This window comes from Streptomyces sp. NPDC046870, from assembly GCF_040704595.1.
Lineage (GTDB): Bacteria > Actinomycetota > Actinomycetes > Streptomycetales > Streptomycetaceae > Streptomyces > Streptomyces argyrophylli.
Map to the genome: position 1 here is coordinate 1 of NZ_JBEYXM010000050.1, position 18026 is coordinate 18026.

An 18026-nucleotide genomic window follows, 5' to 3' on the forward strand; every position below is an offset into this window, starting at 1 on the left:
GCCCGGTTCCGCCACGGCCGAGTCCCTGCGCATCCTCAGCAGCTGGGCCACCGGCGCCGCCCCGGCCGGCCGACCGGCCCGCCCCGGAACCTGAGCGGTCCGGGAACCGCGGACGGCCACCGCTCGGTCTCCAGGGGGAACCCTGGTTGCCGAGCGGTGGCCGTTACGCGTTCTACCGGGCGGACGCGCCGGTCGCGGCCGCGGGGCCGGCGCCGGAGAAGTCCAGGCTCCAGCGCTGGAGATGACCCGGGTCGAGGTCGTAGAAGCCCGGGGTGCCGTCGGTCACGCGCAGCTTCCAGGTGCCGGTCCTGGTGACCGCCGAGGCGTCGACCGTGTAGGTCTCGTGCAGTTCGGGCGTGAGCACCCAGGGTCCCCAGGGCTTGACGTGGATGACGCTGCCGTCGGGGGCGATCAGGTCGATCACCATGGCGTTGCTGAACCCGTGGTCGAGGTCGACCGTGACCTTGAGGTCGCTCGGTGCGTTGCCCGGCTTCCCCCGGACGACCAGCGGGGACTCGACGGTGCCCCACTTGGGGATCACGTACGTGGTGGGGTTGACGAAGAAGTGGCCGCCGGATTCGAGGGCGGTCCAGGTGAACGAGAGGTTCCGGGTGTCTCCGGCCGCGTCCGTGATGTCGATGGCCGAGCTGTAGTCGCCGGCCTTGTCCGGGGTACCGGTGATCAGGCCGGTGGCGTGGTCGATCGACAGTCCCCGGGGCAGCGACCTGGCGGAGTAGGTCAGCTTGCCGGGACGGCTGCTGGAGGCGGTGATCCGGCGGCTGACGGGCTGGCCGACCGCCACCGGCTCGGTCGGCGGCGGCTCGACGGCGATGTGGTGGACGAAACCGGACCCCACGTTGACGGCCGCCCAGGCGTTGGCGACGGCCTCGTAGGCGTCGCTGCCCGAACCGTAGAGGTCGGCGGCGGCCTGGAGCGTCGCGGTGCGGGCGCCGGCGTAGTCGGTGGTGCTGGTCATGTAGACGGTGAGCGCGCGGTACATCACGTCGGCGGCGCCGGTCAGCCCGATGCCCGCCACCGGCAGCCCGTCATGGGTGGGGCTGTCGTAGGCCACGCCGTTGATGGTCTTCCGCCCGCTGCCCTCGGCGAGCAGGTAGAAGAAGTGGTCTCCCACCCCGGCCGCCATGTGCGGTTCGTCCGACTTCGCCTGGGGCGTCCAGTAGTCCAGGGGCGCGTAACCGACGGCGCTGATGCCGGCCTTGGAGGGCAGGTCCATGTACCGGATGGGCTTGCCGTCGCCGTGCAGGTCGTCCAGCTCGGCCATCGTGTAGTCGGGCACGTCGTTCGGGTTGTCGGCGTAGAACTCCACGGCGGCGGCCATCATGTCGCTGATCGCCTCGTTGAGGGCCGGTGATTCGCCGTAGTCGCCCAGCCCGGCCGTGGCGGAGGTGACGCCGTGCGTCATCTCGTGCGCGGCTATGTCCAGGGAGGTCACCGGGTGGTGTCCGTCCGCGCCGTCGCCGTAGCTCATGCAGAAGCAGCCGTCCTGCCAGTTGGCGTTGGCGAGGGGGACCCCGGGCTGCTGTTCGTAGTGGACCCGGGAGGTGCTGCCGCGGCCGTCGTCGGCTATGCCCTTGCGGCCGAACCGGTCGAGGTAGAAGTCCCACGTCGTCCTGGCGCCGTACGCGGCGTCCACCGCCGCGGTCTGGGGGTTCGCCGCCGTGCCGTCGCCCCACACGTCGACATCGCTGGTGAACGGGACACCGTTGGAGGTGACGCTCGAGTCGAGCGTGCGGTGACCACCGCGCACGGGGTCGGTCAGGGTGTACGTGCCGTCGTCCTGGCGGGTGGAGCCGATCGTGACCTGCCCGCTGTAGAGGCTGTTGCCCTGGGCGGACTCCACGTGTTCGGCGTTGCCCAGCACGGCCTCGCTCGCGGCGTCCGTCACGACGTGGCGTTCGCTGGGGGAACCGTCCCGCTGCACGCCGGTGACGACCGTCTCCCAGGCCAGTCGCGGCTGGTCGCCGAGCATCCAGACGACCTTGCGGGGGGCCGTGTGCGTGGCCGCCTTGTGGGTGCCCTTCGCCGTGGCCTTGCTCAGGGCCGCCTTCTTCGCGGTGGCGGCCGGCACCTTCGCCTCGGTCGTCGGCAGGGTCAGCTTCTTCTCGGAGGCGTAGGTGACGGTACGCGCTCCCTGTCGCTGGTGGACGACCAGGTCACCGCCGATCACGGTCAGCCCGGCATAGGTGCGCGCGTAGCGGGTGTGGACCGTGCCGTCGGCGTCCTGGACCACGTCCCTCGGGATCAGCTTCTCCCGCGGGCCGAGACCCAGTGAACGGGCGGTGTCCGGCGCCGCCTTGGCCGCACGGTCGAGCAGCCGCCGGCGCTGCCCGGGCGACAGCTGGACGCTCCCGGACCCCGGCCTGGCCACCGCCTTGATCTGCCGGGGCGCTGCCGTCGCGCGGGTGTCTTCGGGGGCGTGGGAGAGGGAGGCGGCACCGGCCGAGCCGGGCAGCGCGGTGAACGCGAGTGCCGCGGCCGTGATCACCACGGTCGTGGCCAGGCGCCGTCGGGGCCCGTGCGCACCCTGGGGGGACGCGGCCCTGTTACGGGAGTGATTCAACCCAAGAGTCCTTCCGTTCGGCCGTCCGTCGGTGCGGACGGCCGCTGTTACGGGGAGGCCGGAGGCCACGGCCTCGCCGGCGGGACCTCAGATGTGTGGCGCGCCGGCGGGCCGTACGCGCGACCGCACGTTCCAGGGGACGTGGGCCGAGCGCCATCTGACGGTCAACACCGCCTCACCGGAGTGAAGATGCCAACGCATGCGGAAGCGGCGCTAGGGTGTCGAGGTGGCCGGTTTTCGCCAGGTGGCAGCGATCGGCCAGCAAGTGGCGGAGCGGAAACAGAAGGTGCCGTCGTCGGTAACCGCAAGGGTGTACACGGCCGGCGGGCGGGCGGATGCCGTGCCCCGCACGGCACGGAACAAGACAGCGCCGGGCTCCGTTCACCACGGCGGCTGGGTCGTGGGACCGGCGCCGGTGCGCACACGTGCGACGAGGACGCCGGCCCCGCGTCACGGCGGCACAACGCCCCTTTTCGCGCCGCGAGGATGGCTCAATGGAACTGGACGTCGTCGGACTCGACGATGAAGCACAACGTGTCTACACGGCGCTGATCGGTCTGCCCCACAGCACCGCCTCCGAGGTGGCGGGCGCCTGCGGGACGAGTACGAGCGCGGCGGGGCGGCTGCTGTCCGCCTTGGTGAAAGCGGGTCTCGCGACCAGATCGGCGGGCCGTCCCCCACGCTTCGCCGCGACCGCCCCCGATGTCGCGGTCAATGAGCTGATCAAGGAACGCGAACGGCAGCTCGACACGGCTCGCGCGCTGGTGCGCCAACTGACCGACAGACACCGCGAGGCACTGCGGATCGCCGACCCGGACATCGCGGTGGAGGTGCTCCGCGGCCGTGACGACATCAGCGCCGCCGTCCGCAGGCTCACCGCCGGCGCACGCCGTCAGATCCGCACCTTCGACCGGCCGCCCTACGTGGACCGCCCCGGCAGCAATCTGGACGAACAGCGTCGCAGACAGCGTTCGGGTGTCACCCACCGCGTGCTCTACGACCGGAGCGCGGTCGCCTGGCCGGGCCGCCTGGGCGACGACATCCTGCCGAGCATACGCACCGGCGAACAGGCCCGGGTGCGGGCGCACTTGCCGATCAAACTCGTGATCGCCGACGACGCGCAGGCGGTCATCCCCTTCAGCCTCGCCCCGGGCGGGCACCTCGCCGCGTACCTGGTCCACCGCTCGCCGATGCTGACCGCGCTGGAAGCGCTCTTCGAAGCGGAGTGGGACCGCGGCTCCCCCCTCCAGGCCCCCGCACCGCCCACGGCCCCGGCCGCCGCCTCCGGCCATCCCGACCACCTCGCCCTCGTCAAGCTGCTCGCCGCGGGCTGCTCGGACGCGGCGATCGCCCGCGCCCAGGGCTGGAGCCAGCGCACCACCCAGCGCCGCATCCGCCATCTGATGACCGAACTGGGTGCCGCCACCCGCTTCCAGGCCGCGGTCCAGGCCGCTCGCCGGGGATGGCTGCACGAGCCTTCGGCGTTCACGCAGCCCACGGGCGCGGACGAGGAGGAATGACGGTGTGACGGCGCCAGGTCGGCGGTACGGCTCGTCCCGGCGTGCCGTGAAAGGTGCGCCAGGGCGCCCGTGGGCCCCGCGCGGTGACGTCGGCGCGTCGGGGCGGCGGTGGACATGCTGCGTCGTCCGGACCACAGGGGCCGACACGAAGCGGTGATCTCCTGGCCGGGCCGGACACACGTCGGGTGGATCACCGCGGACCATGGTGTGCGAACCGTTGGAGGCCGTCACCGCCGTCGCATCGCAGGACGCCGCGACGGCCGGTGGCCCCCAGGAGACGATCGCGTGAAGACCCCGCTCAGACCTCGGCCCGGCCCGCGCCCGCGTCCCCCCTCGCTGAACACCCGGCGGGCCCGGGTGGACATGGCGGTGACCCTCCTGGTCCTCCTCACGACGACGGCCGTGCTGTGCCGGTTCGGCCTCGACGACTTCGCCCACGCCCTGACCTTCCCCGGCCGCCTCACCGGTGCCGTCCTGGTCCTGTTCGCGTTCACCACGCTCCTCGGCGCCGTGGCGGCCCTGGACCACTGGGTCCGGCACAGCTTCCAGTACTCCGGCCTGCTCGCACTGGTCGGCACGTTCGCCGCGTTCCTGCCGAACACCCTGCTGTGCCTGCGGACGGTGAAGAACGGTGACGACCTGCGTTTCCCCGTGCTGTTCGGCGTACTCGCGGCGGGGGCGGCATGGGCCGCCTTCACCGTGTGGCGGACGTTGGCGTCGGTGCCCGCGCCGAAAAGGGTGGCAGCCGCGCTGATCGTCTCCACGCTCTTCGCGCTCACCAACTTCGCCTACCAGAACCTCTATCTGCCCTACCGGCGGGAAACGAGGCCCATCATCACGCTGGCCGTGGGAAAGCCCGTACCGAGGAAGGACCACAAGGCGTTCGCCGTACCGGTCGACATCACGCTCCAGAACCACGCCGACGCGGGATTCTACGTACTCGGCACCGAGTTCCACGCCATGGGGCTGCGGGTGGACCTGAGCACGAAGGACCGGCCCCGCGAGCAGTGGCGGAAGGACGCCGAGCAGTGGGCGCACTCCTCGGGAGAGGTGAACCCGCTCTCCCGCAGGGAGATCTACCACCCCGGCGACATGGTGGAAGCCAAACCGTGGGCGTTCCCCGGGGACTGGATCGAGGCGAACGACGTCTTCACCACGCGCGTGGTGGTGCAACTGTCCATGGACACGAGGTACGACCAGGTGGCGTTCTATGCCACCGCGAGCCTCGCGCGCAAGGACCAGATCGTGCTGGATCCACCGCTCCGGTTCATGACCACTTCCTGGAAGGGCGGCGACGTCGCGTCGTGGGTGAGGAAACAGCAGAAGAACGGCACCGACTCCCTCGTCTACCGAGCCCGCGTGCACGAGAACAACGCGATCGACGAGAACACCAGGGACCCCCGCTACGTCACGGTCTACTGGAGGTTCGGCAAGCACGGTGCGGCCGTGCAGTCGAGCGTGGCGCGCAAGGGTGAGGAGAGCCGCGGCCAGGTGTCCGGAGAGGAACAACGCGAGCTGGTGAGCCGGTACGGTCTCGTCGATCTCTCCTCCGGCCCCATCCAGCGGACGCTGTGGGACATCAAGAGCCAGCGGTGATCCGCTCCGGCCACGCCGGCAGGGCGGCAGCACCCGGGGTCCGGCCTCACCCTGCCCGCGTGGCCCCGGATCAGCGCCCGGCCAGGTACTCCTCCGCCCCCGGTATCCGGTGCGCGTCCTCCGCGCCCACCAGGCCGCCCGGCGCGTCCGCGTCCGGCTTGAGCGTGTACACGGCGACGCTCGCGGGACGGTTCACGTCGGAGAAGTCCAGCGGGACACCCAGACCGGTGTCCGCGGCACGCTGCGAACGGTGTGCCTTCACGACGTCCTCGCGGGCGAGACTCCCCGCGGCACAGGCCTTCTTCAGGTCGGCGCCGAGCAGCTTGGCGGCGTTGTAGCCGGACAGTACGCCCGAGTCGACGGGGGAGCCGGGATACCTGTCCTGGTAGGCCGTCACCATCCGCCGTACGCCGGGGAGTCCGGAGCTGACCGCGGGGGCGGAGCTGATCACGTGGAGCATCGCGGTCAGGGCCGGCGCGGCCGGTGTCTTCATCAGTTGCGGGGCGAAGCCCGGGGCGCTGCTGACGACGGGGACGCGCAGGCCGCGGGAGGCGGCGACACCGACGAGGGACGCGGTCTGCGCGGGCCCGGCGCTGACCAGGATCGCCTTCACCCCCTCCTTGCGCAGCGCCGAGACCTGTGCGGACAGATCGGTGTCGGTCGCCTTGATCTTCTGTCCGACGACCTTCACGCCCGCCTTCCTCGCCGCCCAGGTGGATCCCTCCAGGGCGTTGGCGCCGTAGTCCCCCTCGAAGTAGACGTGGCCGACGGTGTCGCCCTTGCGCAGTTTCCTCGTGCGGGTGAGGAAGTCGACGGCGGCGATCATGTCGAGGTCGTAGGTGGTGCCGAGGACCTGGACGGGGTCCTTGCCGAGCAGGGAGGCGGCCCATGCCTGCGGAAAGGTGAGCAGGTGGTCGCGCTGGACGTCGTCGAGCAGGGCCGCGACCACGGGTGAGCCGATGACCTGCGGCAGGGCGACGACGTCGGGAGAGATGTCGGCGTAGGCGGTGACCGCCTTCTGGACGTCGTACCCGTGGTCCTTGACGACGATCTTCACCTTGCGGCCGCAGATGCCGCCGGCCGCGTTGGTCTCGTCGGCCCACATCTGCTGGGCCTGGACGATGCTCTTGCCGAGGGTGGCGTAGGGGCCGGTCAGGTCGGTGAGGGCGCCCAGCCGGATGGTCCCGGCGGTGACTCCGGGGCCGGTGCGGACGCCGTCGGCGCCTTCGGTGCCGCTCCTGCCGCCCGCCTTGGCGCTGCATCCGGTGGCGGCGACCAGCAGGGCCAGGGCTCCGGCGAGGACGGTCGTGGTGACACGGTGTCCGGGGTGCGGGGTGTTCACGGGGTCTGCTCCTCGGGTCGTACGGGTGCGACGGGGTGTGCGGGCGGATGGGCAGGCGGATGCCCGGACGGCCGGGGGGACGGATGCGGGGACGGGCCGGTGCCCGGGCCGGTACGCCGGCCGCGCCGGACGCGGGCGCGCAGGCGGCGGGCGAGGCCGTGCAGGCCGTCGGGGGCGTGGAGCAGGACGACGACGATGGCGGCCCCGTAGAGGTAGCGGGCCGCTTCCGTCGGGCCGACCGTGCCGTCGGCGGAGCCCGGGGCGGCCACCAGGGGCAACTGGTCGGCGTACCGGGTCAGCAGCAGCGGCAGCGCGGTGACGAAGACCGCGCCCGCCGTGGCCCCGGCCACCGAGCCGAGACCGCCGAGCACGATCATGGCGAGGTAGTCGACCGAGAGGGCGAGGGAGAAGTAGTCGGGGACGACGCGCCGGAAGACCAGGGCCAGCAGGACGCCGGCCGTCCCCGCGTACATCGACGACACGACGAAGGCGGCCGCGCGGTGACGGGCCACGTCCACGCCCATCACGGAGGCCGCGACCTCGCTGTCCCGCAGCGCCGCGAGGGCCCGGCCGGGGCGGGAGCGCACCAGGCCCCGGCCGGTGAACCAGGTCAGCCCCAGCAGGGTCACGGCCAGGAACCACAGGCGTTCCTCGGCACCGAACGGCACGCCCAGCACGGTCGGTTCGGGCTGGTCCGCCGTGAAGCCGAAGCCGCCGAGGCGGAGCGGCGGCACGGAGCGGCCGTTGAAGCCGCCGGTGACGGAGTCCGCGGTGAGCAGCACATGGTGACCGAGGAAGACCAGGGCGAGCGTGGCCACGCCCAGGTAGATGCCGCGCACCCGGCCGGCGACGGGGCTGAACAGACCGCCCGCGGCCCCGGCCAGCAGCACCGCGAGGACGGCGGCGACGGCCGTCGGCAACCCCGGACCCGGCTCGCCGGCCAGCCAGGTGTAGCCGTAGGCGCCGACCGCGAGGAAGAAGGCGTGGCCGAGGGAGAGCTGGCCGGCCGTGCCGCTGAGCAGCGACAGCCCTGCGGCGCCGATGGCGGCGGCCACCGAGAACAGTCCGACGCGCAGCCAAAAGGCGTCCAGGTAGAACGGGGGAACGCACAGGACGAGCGCGGCCAGGAGGGTCCCGGCCGGTTTCGGCAGACGGCGCTCAGACACGGGCCGCTCCCTTCGCGCCGAACAGTCCGGTGGGCCTGACCAGCAGCACCAGGACCATCACGGCGTAGGGGGCGACATCGCCGAACCCCTCGCCCAGCAGGCTCAGCTCCGACTGGTGACCGGCGACCAGCGCCTCCGTCAGCCCGATCAGCAGGCTGCCGGCGAGCGCGCCGGCCGGCGAGGCCATGCCGCCGAGAACGGCGGCCGGGAACGCCTTCAACGCGATCTGCCCGGTGGTCCGCTCCAGGCCCGGGGCGGGGAACGCGGCGAGGAACACCGCCGCCAGCGCGGCCAGCGCACCCGCCAGGCACCAGGCGAGCGTACGCACCCGGGACAGGCGTACGCCCATGAGCGCGGCCGCCTCCAGGTCCTCCCCGGCGGCCCGCAGGGACAACCCCCAGCGGGTGTACCGGAACAGGCCGAAGACGACGGCGATGGCCACTGCGGACACCGCGATCGCGGCGAGCCGGCTGTCGGCGACCGTCACCGGCCCGACCCGGGTCACCGCGTCGCCCCAGGGGTCGCCCAGCGACAGCAGGTCGCCGCCGATGCGCCGGGACAGGTCGGTGAGCAGCACGATGTCGACACCGATCGTGACGATCGTCTGGACGTGCGCGGTGTGCGGGTCCGGGTCTCCGCGTCGCAGCAGCAGCCGGTCGATGCCGCCGGCGAGGAGGGCGGTGGCGAGGACGCCCACCGCGAGGGCTCCGGCGAAGCCGATGTCGTCGTGCAGGACGGCGGTGAGGTAGCCGCCGAGCAGGAGCAGGGAGCCGTGGGCGAAGTTCAGGACGCCCGACGCCTTGAAGATGACGACGAAGCCGAGGGCGACCAGAGCGTAGACCGCGCCGAGGGCGAGCCCGCCCAGCAGGTCGTCGAGAAGACCGGTCACGCGGCTCCCTCCTGTGGTGTGCCGAGGTAGGCGCGCAGCACCTCGGGATCGCTGCGGACCTCGTCCGGTGTGCCGTGGGCGATACGACGGCCGAAGTCGAGGACCGTCACCTCGTCGGCGAGGCGCATCACCAGGCCCATGTCGTGCTCCACCAGCAGCACGGACAGGTCGAGTTCGGCGCGGATCCGCCCGATGACCTCGGCGGTGAGGGCGCGTTCGGCGGCGTTCATGCCGGCCACCGGTTCGTCCAGGAGCAGCACGCGCGGCTCCAGGCACAGGGCGCGGGCCAGCTCCACCCGCTTGCGGTCGCCGTACGGCAGCAGGCCCACCGGGCTGTCGAAGTGTGCGGCCAGTCCGGTGAGTTCGGCGATCCGCCGGGCGTGGGAGAGGTGGGCCCGCTCCTCGCGCACCGCCCACGGAAGCCGCAGGGCGCTCGCGAGGAAGCCGGCCCGTGCGTGGAGGTGCCGGCCGAGCATCAGGTTGTCGGCGACCGTGCCCGCGGTGGTGACGATGTTCTGGAACGTGCGGGCCACGCCGAGCGCGGCGATGCGGTGCGGGGCGAGCCGGCTCAGGTCCGTGCCGCCGAGCCGGACCGTGCCGCTCGCGGGGCGGGCGAGACCGGACAGCACGTTGAAACAGGTGGACTTGCCGGCGCCGTTGGGCCCGATGAGGGCGTGCACCGTGCGGGGCGCGACGGTGAAGGAGACCGCGTCCAGGGCGGTGAGCCCGGCGAACCGGACGGTGACGTCCCGCACGCGCAGAACGGGAACGGTCATGCGGCCCCCTCCTCGCCCAGGTAGAGCCGGCGCACCGCGTCCGTGCCGGCGAGAGCGGCGGCGGGGCCGGACAGCCGCACCTCCCCGGTCTCCAGGACATGGGCGTGGTCGGCGAGGGACAGGGCCATCCCGGCGTTCTGCTCCACCAGCAGCACGGCGGTGCCCTGGGCGTGGATCTCGCGGATCACCTCGCCGATCCGGTCCACCATGAGCGGGGCCAGGCCGAGCGACGGCTCGTCCAGCAGCAGCAGACGCGGCGCGGCCATGAGGGCGCGGCCGATGGCCAGCATCTGCTGCTCACCGCCGGAGAGAAGCCCGGCGGCCTGCCGGCGGCGTTCGGCCAGCCGCGGGAACAGCGTGAAGACGCGGTCGCGGGCCTCGGCGGCCTGCGCGGCGCCGCGGCGGCTGAGACCGAGGCCGCCGCTGCGCAGGTTCTCGTCGACGGTGAGGCCGGTGAAGACCCGCCGCCCCTCGGGCACCTGCACCACCCCGGCCCGTACGGCGGCGACGGGGTCGCGGCCGTCGAGGGCGGTGCCGCCGTAGCGGACACGGCCGGCGCTGATCGCGCCCCGGTGCAGGCGCAGCGTGCCCGACAGGGCGCGCAGCAGCGTGGTCTTCCCGGCGCCGTTGGCGCCGAGCAACGCGACCACGCTGTCGTGCGGCACGGTCAGGGACACGTCGCGCAGGACGGAGACGGCACGGCCGTACGTCACGTCCACGTGCTCGACGCGCAGGGCGGGCGGGTCGTCCGGTGGTGCTTCGGGCATCGCGGCTCCTCAGGCCGGACCGGCACACGGCCGGGCCTTGGTCCTTGGTGCTTGGGGCTGGGGGGCTCACGAGACCACGGGCGACGACAGCGGGGACAGGCACGCGGGCACGGTCGGTGCGGAGGCCCAACGAGCACGCCGGGGACGTGTGCGGGTGCCCAGGGGGTGGGGTGGGGGGGCGAACGTGTGCGGTGGTGGTGAGCGGGTGGGGGGCGGCGGATGGGGCAGGGGTTGGTTCGCCGGGCGGGGCGGCGCCGGCGCGCCGAGGGGGATACCCGCGGAGTCGCCGGGTGGTCAGGGGGCCGGCCGGTGGGGGGCGAGCCGGCGGGCGGTCAGGGCCAGGGCGATCTCCACCAGGTCGGCGGGGCGGGACAGGGAACGTCCGGTCAGCTGCTCGTAGCGGCGCAGGCGGTTCAGCACGGTGTTGCGGTGGCAGTACAGCCTCCTGCTCGCCCGCTGGGCGGAGCCGTCGCAGGCCAGCCAGGCGGCGAGCGTGTCGAGCAGCACGTCCGCGTCGGCCGGTTCCAGCCGCGCGAGCGGGCCGAACGCGCGCTCCACGAGCAGACCGGCGAGTTCCGGGCAGGACACGACGAGCGCCTCGGGCAGGTGCTCGTCGAGCCGTACCGTGCCGCCCGCGTCGCCGCACAGCCGCAGGGCGGTCCCCGCCAGCCGGCGCGCCTCGCCGACGCCGGCCAGTCCGTCGACGGGGAGGCCGATCCCGACGCGCAGCCCGGGCGGCGTCCGGTCCGGCACCGGTACGACGCCGTCCTCGACCAGGACGATGCCGTGGTCCGTCTCCGGCCCGGTGTGCCAGTGGACCCGCGCACCCGGAGGCAGCAGGGCCCGTACGGCTTCGGCGGACCGCTCGCCCGCGACCGCGACGACGACGTACCGCCCCTGCTCGGGCAGCCCGAGGACCTGCGCGGTCTCCGGCAGGTCGGCGATGCGGCCGGTACCGTCCAGCAGCGCGGCGGCCAGCAGCCGCACCCGGTTCTCGCGCCGCCACGCGAGGCGCCGTTCGGTCTGCCGGTAGGCGTCCGCGACGAGCGTGCAGTGTTCGTCGACGAAGTCCCAGACGTCGCCCGCCACATGCACCAGCAGCCGTACGTCCTCCGGCGCGGTGCGGGAGGTGACGTCGACGAGTTCCTGCCACACCAGCGAGCCGCCGAGCCGGAAGGCGTGCAGCAGCGCGTCCAGCGGCAGCCCCTGTTCGGCGCGGCCGACCCCGATGTGCCAGGAGCAGCGGTGTGCGGAGTCACGGGTGCCGCGCGGGTCGAGCAGCGAGGAGACGCTGTGCCGCAACGAGCGCTGCACCTCGTGCCAGACGCCCGGGTGGTCGTCGTCCAGTGCGGCCCGGTAGGCCGGTTCCCTCTCCCGCAGGGCGCAGACCAGCCGGTCGGTGAGACCGGGCAGGTCGTCCAGCAGCGCCCGGGCGGCGCGGTGCAGCACCCGCAGGGCCTCGGCGTCGATCAGCGACCGGGTGTGCGGGGCGCGCGGCCGGGAGGCCGGCTGGGTTCCCGGGCGGAACGCGGGTCTTGGCCGTACGGCAGGGCGCATGGAGGTCTCCCCCAGGGTCGGCTGACGCGTCGTGCTCCGAAGAATGACATACCGTCCGGTCGGTCCCTAGAGTTGTGCACCGGTCTTTTCCGCCTGCTCCACCAGGCGTACCAGCTCCACCCGGGAGCGCACACCGAGGGCGGCGAAGACGTTGCGCAGGTGGTAGTCGACGGTGCGGGTGCTCACCGACAGGCTCAGCGCCACCTCCCGGTTGGTCAGGCCCTGGGCGACACGGCGGGCGATGCGCAACTGCTGCGGGGTGAGCCGGTCCAGCCCGTCCGGCGCGATGCCGCCGGAGGCCGGGGCGCCGCCCCCTGGCACCGCCGCGTCCGCTCCGGTCGTCACCGCCGTCCCGGCCACGCCGTTCGCCCGCAGTTCGGCCGCCGCCTGCTGCGCCCACGGGCGGGCGCCGCAGCGTTCGAAGCCGAGCAGGGCGGCCCGCAGATGACCGCGCGCCTCGCGCAGCCGGCGTCGTCTGCGCAGCCACTTGCCGTACAGCAACTCGGTGCGGGCGCGCTCGAAGTCACCGGCGGCCTCGCCGTGCCGCCGCAGGGCCTCCCGGTACAGCGCGTCGGCCGGCTCGGGCGCGGCCAGCAGGGCGCGGCAGCGCAGGAGTTGCGCCGGGGCCTGGCGGTCGGCGTCACACGCCGCCCAGCGCGCGAAGTCCTCGACCGCCTCCCGGGCCTCGTCCGGCTGTCCGGCCAGCGCGCACGCCTCGACGTAACACGGCACGGCGAGCATCCAGACGGCGAAGTGCCCGCGCCCCGGGCCGGGCCGCACCAGCGGGCCGAGCCGCTCGGCGGCCTCGCGCGGACGGCCGTGGCCCAGATCGGCGCGGGCGGCGGCCCACTGGGCCAGCGCGGCGGCCTGCGCCAGCCCGTGCCGTCGGGCGGTGGCCAGCGCGGCGGTCACATGCTCGGCGACGGTGTGCGCCTCGCCCTCGATCGACGCCGCCAGGGCCAGTACGGCGTGGTGATGGGCGGCCGTGTTGCGCTGCCCCGTGCGGTACGCGCTGCGCAGGCCCTCCTCGGCATGGGCCCGGGCCGACGCGTGCCGTCCCGCCCGGAGTTCGCCGTACGCCAGGTACTCCAGGGCCCGTGCCTCGTGCACGGCGGCCCCGTCCGCACGGGCCACCGCGAGCGCCCGCGCACCGGCCCGCCGGGCGGCGGTGGTGTCACCGAGCAGCAGCGCGGCGGAGGCCGCTCGCAGGAGCGTGTCGGGGGTGCCGGGCGGCGGTGGGAACGGGGGCGGCCTGAGGGGGCCGGTCGTGTGGGGTAACTGATCGGGGGCGGGTGTGAGGTGTGCCTGCCGGGGGTGGCCGGCCGTGCCCGCGAACGGGTCGTCATCACAGTCGTCGGCACCGCGCGCAAGCCGGTCGTCATGAGGGTCGGCCGCGGTCGCAAGCTCGTCGTCACAGGCGTCGGCACCGCGCGCCGGCCGGTCTTCTCCGGCCGTCGTCCACGCGCGGTCCACCACCCGCCGCAAGGGCGCGGCGGCCAGGTCGAAGCGGCCTTGCAGGACGGCCCGCAGGCCCGTCCGGTGGTCGTGCAGGACCACGGACGGGTCCACGGACGGTACGCCGGTGCCGGCCGGCTCGCCCGCTGAACGGGGACCGGCTGCCGGGAGGGGGTCCCGGTCCCCGGGCGACCGGGCCCCGCCGACCGGGCCGTTCGCGTCTCCCCCGCCGTGAGCGCCGGACGACGAGCGGTCCCGGACCGGGCCCTGCACCGTCAGCGCGCTCAGGCACGCCGCCATGTCCCCCGCCGACCAGGCGGCGTCCGCGGCGGCCGAGGCGGCCTCGGCGGACCGCACGGGGTCGTGCGCAGCGAACAGCTCCGATGCGAGCAGCAAGGTTTCGCGGGCGTCGTCGACGGGACCGTCCCACCGCAGCACCGTTCCGCGCAGCAGCTCCGCACGCGCGCGTACCGCCGGCGGCGCCGGGCGGTCGCGGGCCGTGCCGAGCAGCCGCAGGGCCCGGTCGGACTGCCCGGCCAGCAGCGCCTGTTCGGCGGCGGCCGTGTACCACCGGACCTGCCGAGCGCCGTCCGCGGTGAGGTCGGCGGCGCGGGTGAGCGCCGTGCAGCGCAGTGCGGGTGACACCGCCGGTTCCGCCTGGGCCGCGGCGAGGTCGGACGCCAGGGACGGAACCGGACCGGTGACGGCCCACGAGCGGTGCAGCAGCGCGGTGAGACCGCGTCCGTCGGGCAGCGCACGGGCGAGCGCGTCGTGCGCGGCACGGCGCCGTTCGTCAGGCGCGGCGGCGTACACCGCGCGGCACAGCAACGTGCTGCGGAAACCGATCCGGCCGTCGCGGGCGTGGAGCGACTCGGGCAGCGGGGCGGGGGACGGTGAGAGCCGGCCGTCACCACTGGCACCGCTGTCACCGCTGTCGCCGCCGTCGTACGGAACGGGGTCGCGGTACGCCACCGGCCGGCCGCTGTCGGCGGCATGCGGCCCGCCCAGCGGGACGCGTGGCCGCGGCGGTGGCCCGAGGCGGGACGCGCCCGCGGAGAGCCGCCCGGCCGCGCGCCACGCGAGATCGGCGTCGACGGTGGTCTCCCCCGTCACCTGTGCGGCGGCGGCGGTGACGAGCAGCAGGTCGCGATGCCCGGCAAGCGCCTCGGTGAGGGGGCCGCCGACCAGCGCGGTCATCGTCTCGGCATCGACCACGGGCCGCGGCAGGGGCGCGAGCCCGCGCAGCTGGGCCGGGGCCAGGCGGTGGAACACCCTCAGCAGGAGGGCCGGGTTGCCCTGCGCCGCGGCCGCGATCTCGTCGCGCACCCCGGGGTCGAGCCCGTCCTGCGCGAGGTCGTCCAGCAGGGCCGCGGCGTCCGGCGGGGACAGGGGAGCCAGGCGCAGGAGCGGCAGCCCGGCGAACTCCGCGTCCACGGGGCGGTGTCCGGCGACGGTGCACACGAGGGCGGCACGGCCCCCGTCGGACAGGTGGGCGGCGAGTCGGCCGAGCGCGGACCGGGAGGCGGCGTCCCACAGGTGGGCGTCGTCGACGCAGAGGAGAACGGTCCGGGGCGCGGCCGTGGACCGCAGCGCCGCGACGAGTTCCCGCACCGGGTCGGCGCCGACGGCGGTGGTCCCCGCCGCGTGGCACAGCGAGCGGAACGCGCTCAGCGGCTCCCGGAACTCCCCGGCGCGGGCGCGCACGGTCACGACGGGCCCGGCGGTGAACGCACGGGCGGCGTGGGCGAGGAAGGCCGAGCGGCCACCCCCCGGCTCGCCGGTCACGGCGCAGGCACCGCCGCCGCGCAGCCGGTCCCACAACGCTGCCGTCACCTGCCGTTGCGGACCCGGCCGGTACCGCGGTGAGGCGGGTCCCAGGGGCGTCTGTCCGGTCATTCCCACGACCTTACTGACGCGTTAAACAACGTGGAAGCCGTGCGTCCGGGCCTCCCGCACCCGGCCTCGGGCACATCACCTGCGCGTTCCGGGCCGCCGGGCGGGGAGCGGTCTGTGCGGCGGCACACCGCGCACGGCTGCGAACGGTGCTCCGGCACAACACCGGCGGCGGCCGCCGTCTGGGGCGACCGCGGCCGGGTCACGGACGGACGGTCAGTTCACGGGCACGCGCGCGGTCAGCCGGTGTGCGGGCAGTTGCCCCGGTACTCCTCGATGGTCAGGCTCGGCCGCGGCAGCGGGCACAGGAACTGCTCGTAGCGGGTGTCGTTGTCGATGAACCGCTTCAGCCACGACACGCTGTACTTCGCGATCGTGGTGTTCGAGGTGTTGGGCGTGAAGTGGGTGGCGCCGTTCAGCTCCAGGTACGCGCGGTCGAGGGAGCTGGGGAGAGTGGAGTAGAAGGGTTCGGCGTGGCTCGCGACGGGAGCGATCGTGTCACCGTCGGCACCGAAGATCAGGGTGGGTGTCCTGACCTCGGGCCAGGTCTTGTCGAGGTTCCACGGGGTCAGCGGGATCGCCGCCTGCAACGAGGGGCGCGTCTTCGCGGCCTCCAGAGTGCCGCCGCCGCCCATCGAGTGGCCCATCACGCCGAGCCGGGTGGAGTCGATACGGCCGCGGACCGAGCTGCTGCTGGTCAGGTAGTCGAGCGCGGCGAGGAGCTGGTTCCCCCGGGAGTCCGGCTGGTCCAGCGTGGTGAGCGTGTCGATGGTGAAGACCACGAACCCCTGTGACGCCAGGCGCGGGCCCAGCCAGGAGATGGAGGACTGGGTGCCGGTGTAGCCGGGCGAGACGGCCACGGCCCCGAAGGTGCCGTCGGCGGTGCTGGTCGGGTAGTAGATGGTGCCTCCGCCGAATCCGCTGACGGCGAGCCGGGAGACGGTCGTCTCCGACACCGCGTACGGCCCGCGGAGCGCCTCGATGCTCGATTCGGTCGGCGCGGGACCACGCTCGAACGGGTTGTCCGCGCCGTGGGCCGCCGGGCCGCCGAGTGTGGTCAGGCCGAAGACGGCGCTGACGGCGGCGGCGAGGGCGGCGAGCCGTCCGGCACGACGGCCACGACGGCTGGTACGCGGGTCGGGGAGGGCCGGGTCCGGGTGGTGGACCGGTGACGTGGTGCTGGTGTGGGGGTGCTGCACGACGAGTCGTCCTCTCTGTCGCGGCGAGCTGCCCGTTCGGCGCCGTCGGCACGCACAAGCATCCGACGGCGAAGGGCACCGCCATGGGGCTGGCGGTGTCACTGTCGACGCCGGGCGGGCATGAGGGGACCGGCAATGTCACCGGTCTCGTCACACACGCGCCCGGCGGCCCGCGCCCCACCGACCCCTGACGGGGCCGTCGAAAGCCCCGCACGACCGCCGTCCGCCGGCCGGCCCACCCGACCCCCGGCCCGCTCCCGCCCCCGGTGATTCGGCGTTGATCCCCCACCGCTGGCCGGTCGAACCGTCGCCGACCCGGACGCAGGCCCGCTACCGGCGGACCGCCGAGATCAGCCCGCCGGGCCGCTCCTCGCGCCGCGGCGGAGTGCCGACCGGCCGGCCGTAGACGGCAGCGCGCTCCCGCAGGGTGTGGCAGGCGGCCTCCCAGCCGTGCCCGGCCAGCCAGGCCACCGGATCGTCGGGCATCTCCGAGACCCACAGGGACGCCGCCGATCCCGGCTCCGCGTCCGCGCCGAAGCGCTCGATCACGCCGGGCGAGCCCAAGGTCAGCCCCATCCGGCTGCCTGCCGCCGACCGCGCGCTGATCCGGGCCAGCAGGAGCTCCACGGCGTCCTCGGGCAGATAGATCAGCAGTCCTTCGGCGATCCACACGGTCGGTGCGGCCGGGTCGTGCCCTGCGGCGGCCAGCGCGGCCGGCCAGTCCTCGCGCAGATCCACCGCGACGGTGACCCGCTCGCAGCGTGCGACGGCCCGCTCCTGGCGCAGCACCGAGGCCTTGAAGTCCAGGGGTGCGGCGGTGTCGATCTCGAACAGCCGGGTGCCCTCGGGCCAGTCCATCCGGAAGGCCCGGCTGTCCATGCCGGCGCCGAGCAGCACGACCTGCCGGATCCCGGACGCGGAGGCCTGCCGCAACAGGTCGTCGAGGAACTTCGTCCTGATGACGATGGAGAACGACACGGCCAGCCGGCGGCGGCGCGCGGCCTCGTCGTCGGGCAGCGGCCGCGAGGAGGGCCACAGGCCGCCGGCGGCGGCGAAGGCCCGTGCCAGTGGGTCGCGGAACAGCGCGTCCTCCCGCTCGGTCTCCAGCGCCCGCACCCTGGCCACCCCCACCGCCGTGGCCCACACTCCCGACGGCTGCACCCGCTCCCGCTCACCAGTCACCGGGTCAGCCTAGGTCGTGTCCGCAATGTCAGGGCAGCCAGAGTTGTAGGCAGGCGAGGGTGACCAGGGCTTGGTAATGGCGGGCGCGTTTGTCGTAGCGGGT

Annotated in this window: 12 protein-coding genes; 2 read left to right on the plus strand and 10 right to left on the minus strand. The window is 74.2% G+C overall.

What is annotated here, in order from left to right; translation table 11 throughout:
• Window positions 1–172: 172 nt before the first annotated feature.
• Complete coding sequence (locus AB0946_RS41280; protein WP_366765895.1) at window positions 173–2581, minus strand: M4 family metallopeptidase; 2409 nt, start codon at window positions 2579–2581, stop codon at window positions 173–175.
• A gap of 494 nt (window positions 2582–3075) precedes the next feature.
• On the opposite strand from AB0946_RS41280, the gene AB0946_RS41285 reads away from it, so the two are divergent.
• Window positions 3076–4101: a helix-turn-helix domain-containing protein gene (locus AB0946_RS41285; protein ID WP_366765896.1), complete on the plus strand. Its 1026-nt coding sequence runs from the start codon at window positions 3076–3078 to the stop codon at window positions 4099–4101.
• 285 nt (window positions 4102–4386) lie between these two features.
• A complete protein-coding gene (locus tag AB0946_RS41290) occupies window positions 4387–5697 on the plus strand; it encodes a hypothetical protein (protein WP_366765897.1) in 1311 nt (436 codons plus the stop codon).
• A 70-nt stretch (window positions 5698–5767) separates the two neighbouring features.
• Here AB0946_RS41290 and AB0946_RS41295 read toward each other — a convergent pair whose 3' ends face one another.
• From AB0946_RS41295 to AB0946_RS41335, 9 genes are all read right to left on the minus strand, one after another.
• Window positions 5768–7039 (minus strand): ABC transporter substrate-binding protein, encoded by a 1272-nt coding sequence (locus AB0946_RS41295; RefSeq protein WP_366765898.1) that lies wholly within the window; start codon window positions 7037–7039, stop codon window positions 5768–5770.
• Complete coding sequence (locus tag AB0946_RS41300) at window positions 7036–8205, minus strand: branched-chain amino acid ABC transporter permease (RefSeq protein WP_366765899.1); 1170 nt, start codon at window positions 8203–8205, stop codon at window positions 7036–7038. The genes AB0946_RS41295 and AB0946_RS41300 overlap by 4 nt, the downstream gene beginning before the upstream one ends.
• Complete coding sequence (locus AB0946_RS41305; protein ID WP_366765900.1) at window positions 8198–9094, minus strand: branched-chain amino acid ABC transporter permease; 897 nt, start codon at window positions 9092–9094, stop codon at window positions 8198–8200. Before AB0946_RS41305 ends, AB0946_RS41300 begins: the two co-directional genes overlap by 8 nt.
• Window positions 9091–9870 (minus strand): ABC transporter ATP-binding protein, encoded by a 780-nt coding sequence (locus tag AB0946_RS41310; RefSeq protein WP_366765901.1) that lies wholly within the window; start codon window positions 9868–9870, stop codon window positions 9091–9093. Before AB0946_RS41310 ends, AB0946_RS41305 begins: the two co-directional genes overlap by 4 nt.
• A complete protein-coding gene (locus AB0946_RS41315) occupies window positions 9867–10637 on the minus strand; it encodes an ABC transporter ATP-binding protein (RefSeq protein WP_366765902.1) in 771 nt (256 codons plus the stop codon). The genes AB0946_RS41310 and AB0946_RS41315 overlap by 4 nt, the downstream gene beginning before the upstream one ends.
• A 294-nt stretch (window positions 10638–10931) precedes the next feature.
• The gene (locus tag AB0946_RS41320; RefSeq protein ID WP_366765903.1) at window positions 10932–12194 is read right to left on the minus strand and encodes a helix-turn-helix domain-containing protein; all 1263 of its coding nucleotides are present in this window, start codon (window positions 12192–12194) and stop codon (window positions 10932–10934) included.
• Window positions 12195–12260: 66 nt separating this feature from the next.
• The gene (locus AB0946_RS41325; RefSeq protein WP_366765905.1) at window positions 12261–15482 is read right to left on the minus strand and encodes a LuxR C-terminal-related transcriptional regulator; all 3222 of its coding nucleotides are present in this window, start codon (window positions 15480–15482) and stop codon (window positions 12261–12263) included.
• Window positions 15483–15781: 299 nt separating this feature from the next.
• Window positions 15782–16741, minus strand: coding sequence for an alpha/beta hydrolase (locus tag AB0946_RS41330; RefSeq protein WP_366765904.1), 960 nt, complete (start codon window positions 16739–16741; stop codon window positions 15782–15784).
• Window positions 16742–17071: 330 nt separating this feature from the next.
• Complete coding sequence (locus AB0946_RS41335; protein WP_366765906.1) at window positions 17072–17887, minus strand: class I SAM-dependent methyltransferase; 816 nt, start codon at window positions 17885–17887, stop codon at window positions 17072–17074.
• Window positions 17888–18026 lie beyond the last annotated feature (139 nt).

What these genes read in the sequence shown, in the direction of transcription:
- AB0946_RS41320 (WP_366765903.1), bottom strand. Translation starts at nt 12,194, where the DNA reads ATGCGCCCTGCCGTACGGCCAAGACCCGCGTTCCGCCCGGGAACCCAG.
- AB0946_RS41285 (WP_366765896.1), top strand. Translation starts at nt 3,076, where the DNA reads ATGGAACTGGACGTCGTCGGACTCGACGATGAAGCACAACGTGTCTAC.
- AB0946_RS41310 (WP_366765901.1), bottom strand. Translation starts at nt 9,870, where the DNA reads ATGACCGTTCCCGTTCTGCGCGTGCGGGACGTCACCGTCCGGTTCGCC.
- AB0946_RS41315 (WP_366765902.1), bottom strand. Translation starts at nt 10,637, where the DNA reads ATGCCCGAAGCACCACCGGACGACCCGCCCGCCCTGCGCGTCGAGCAC.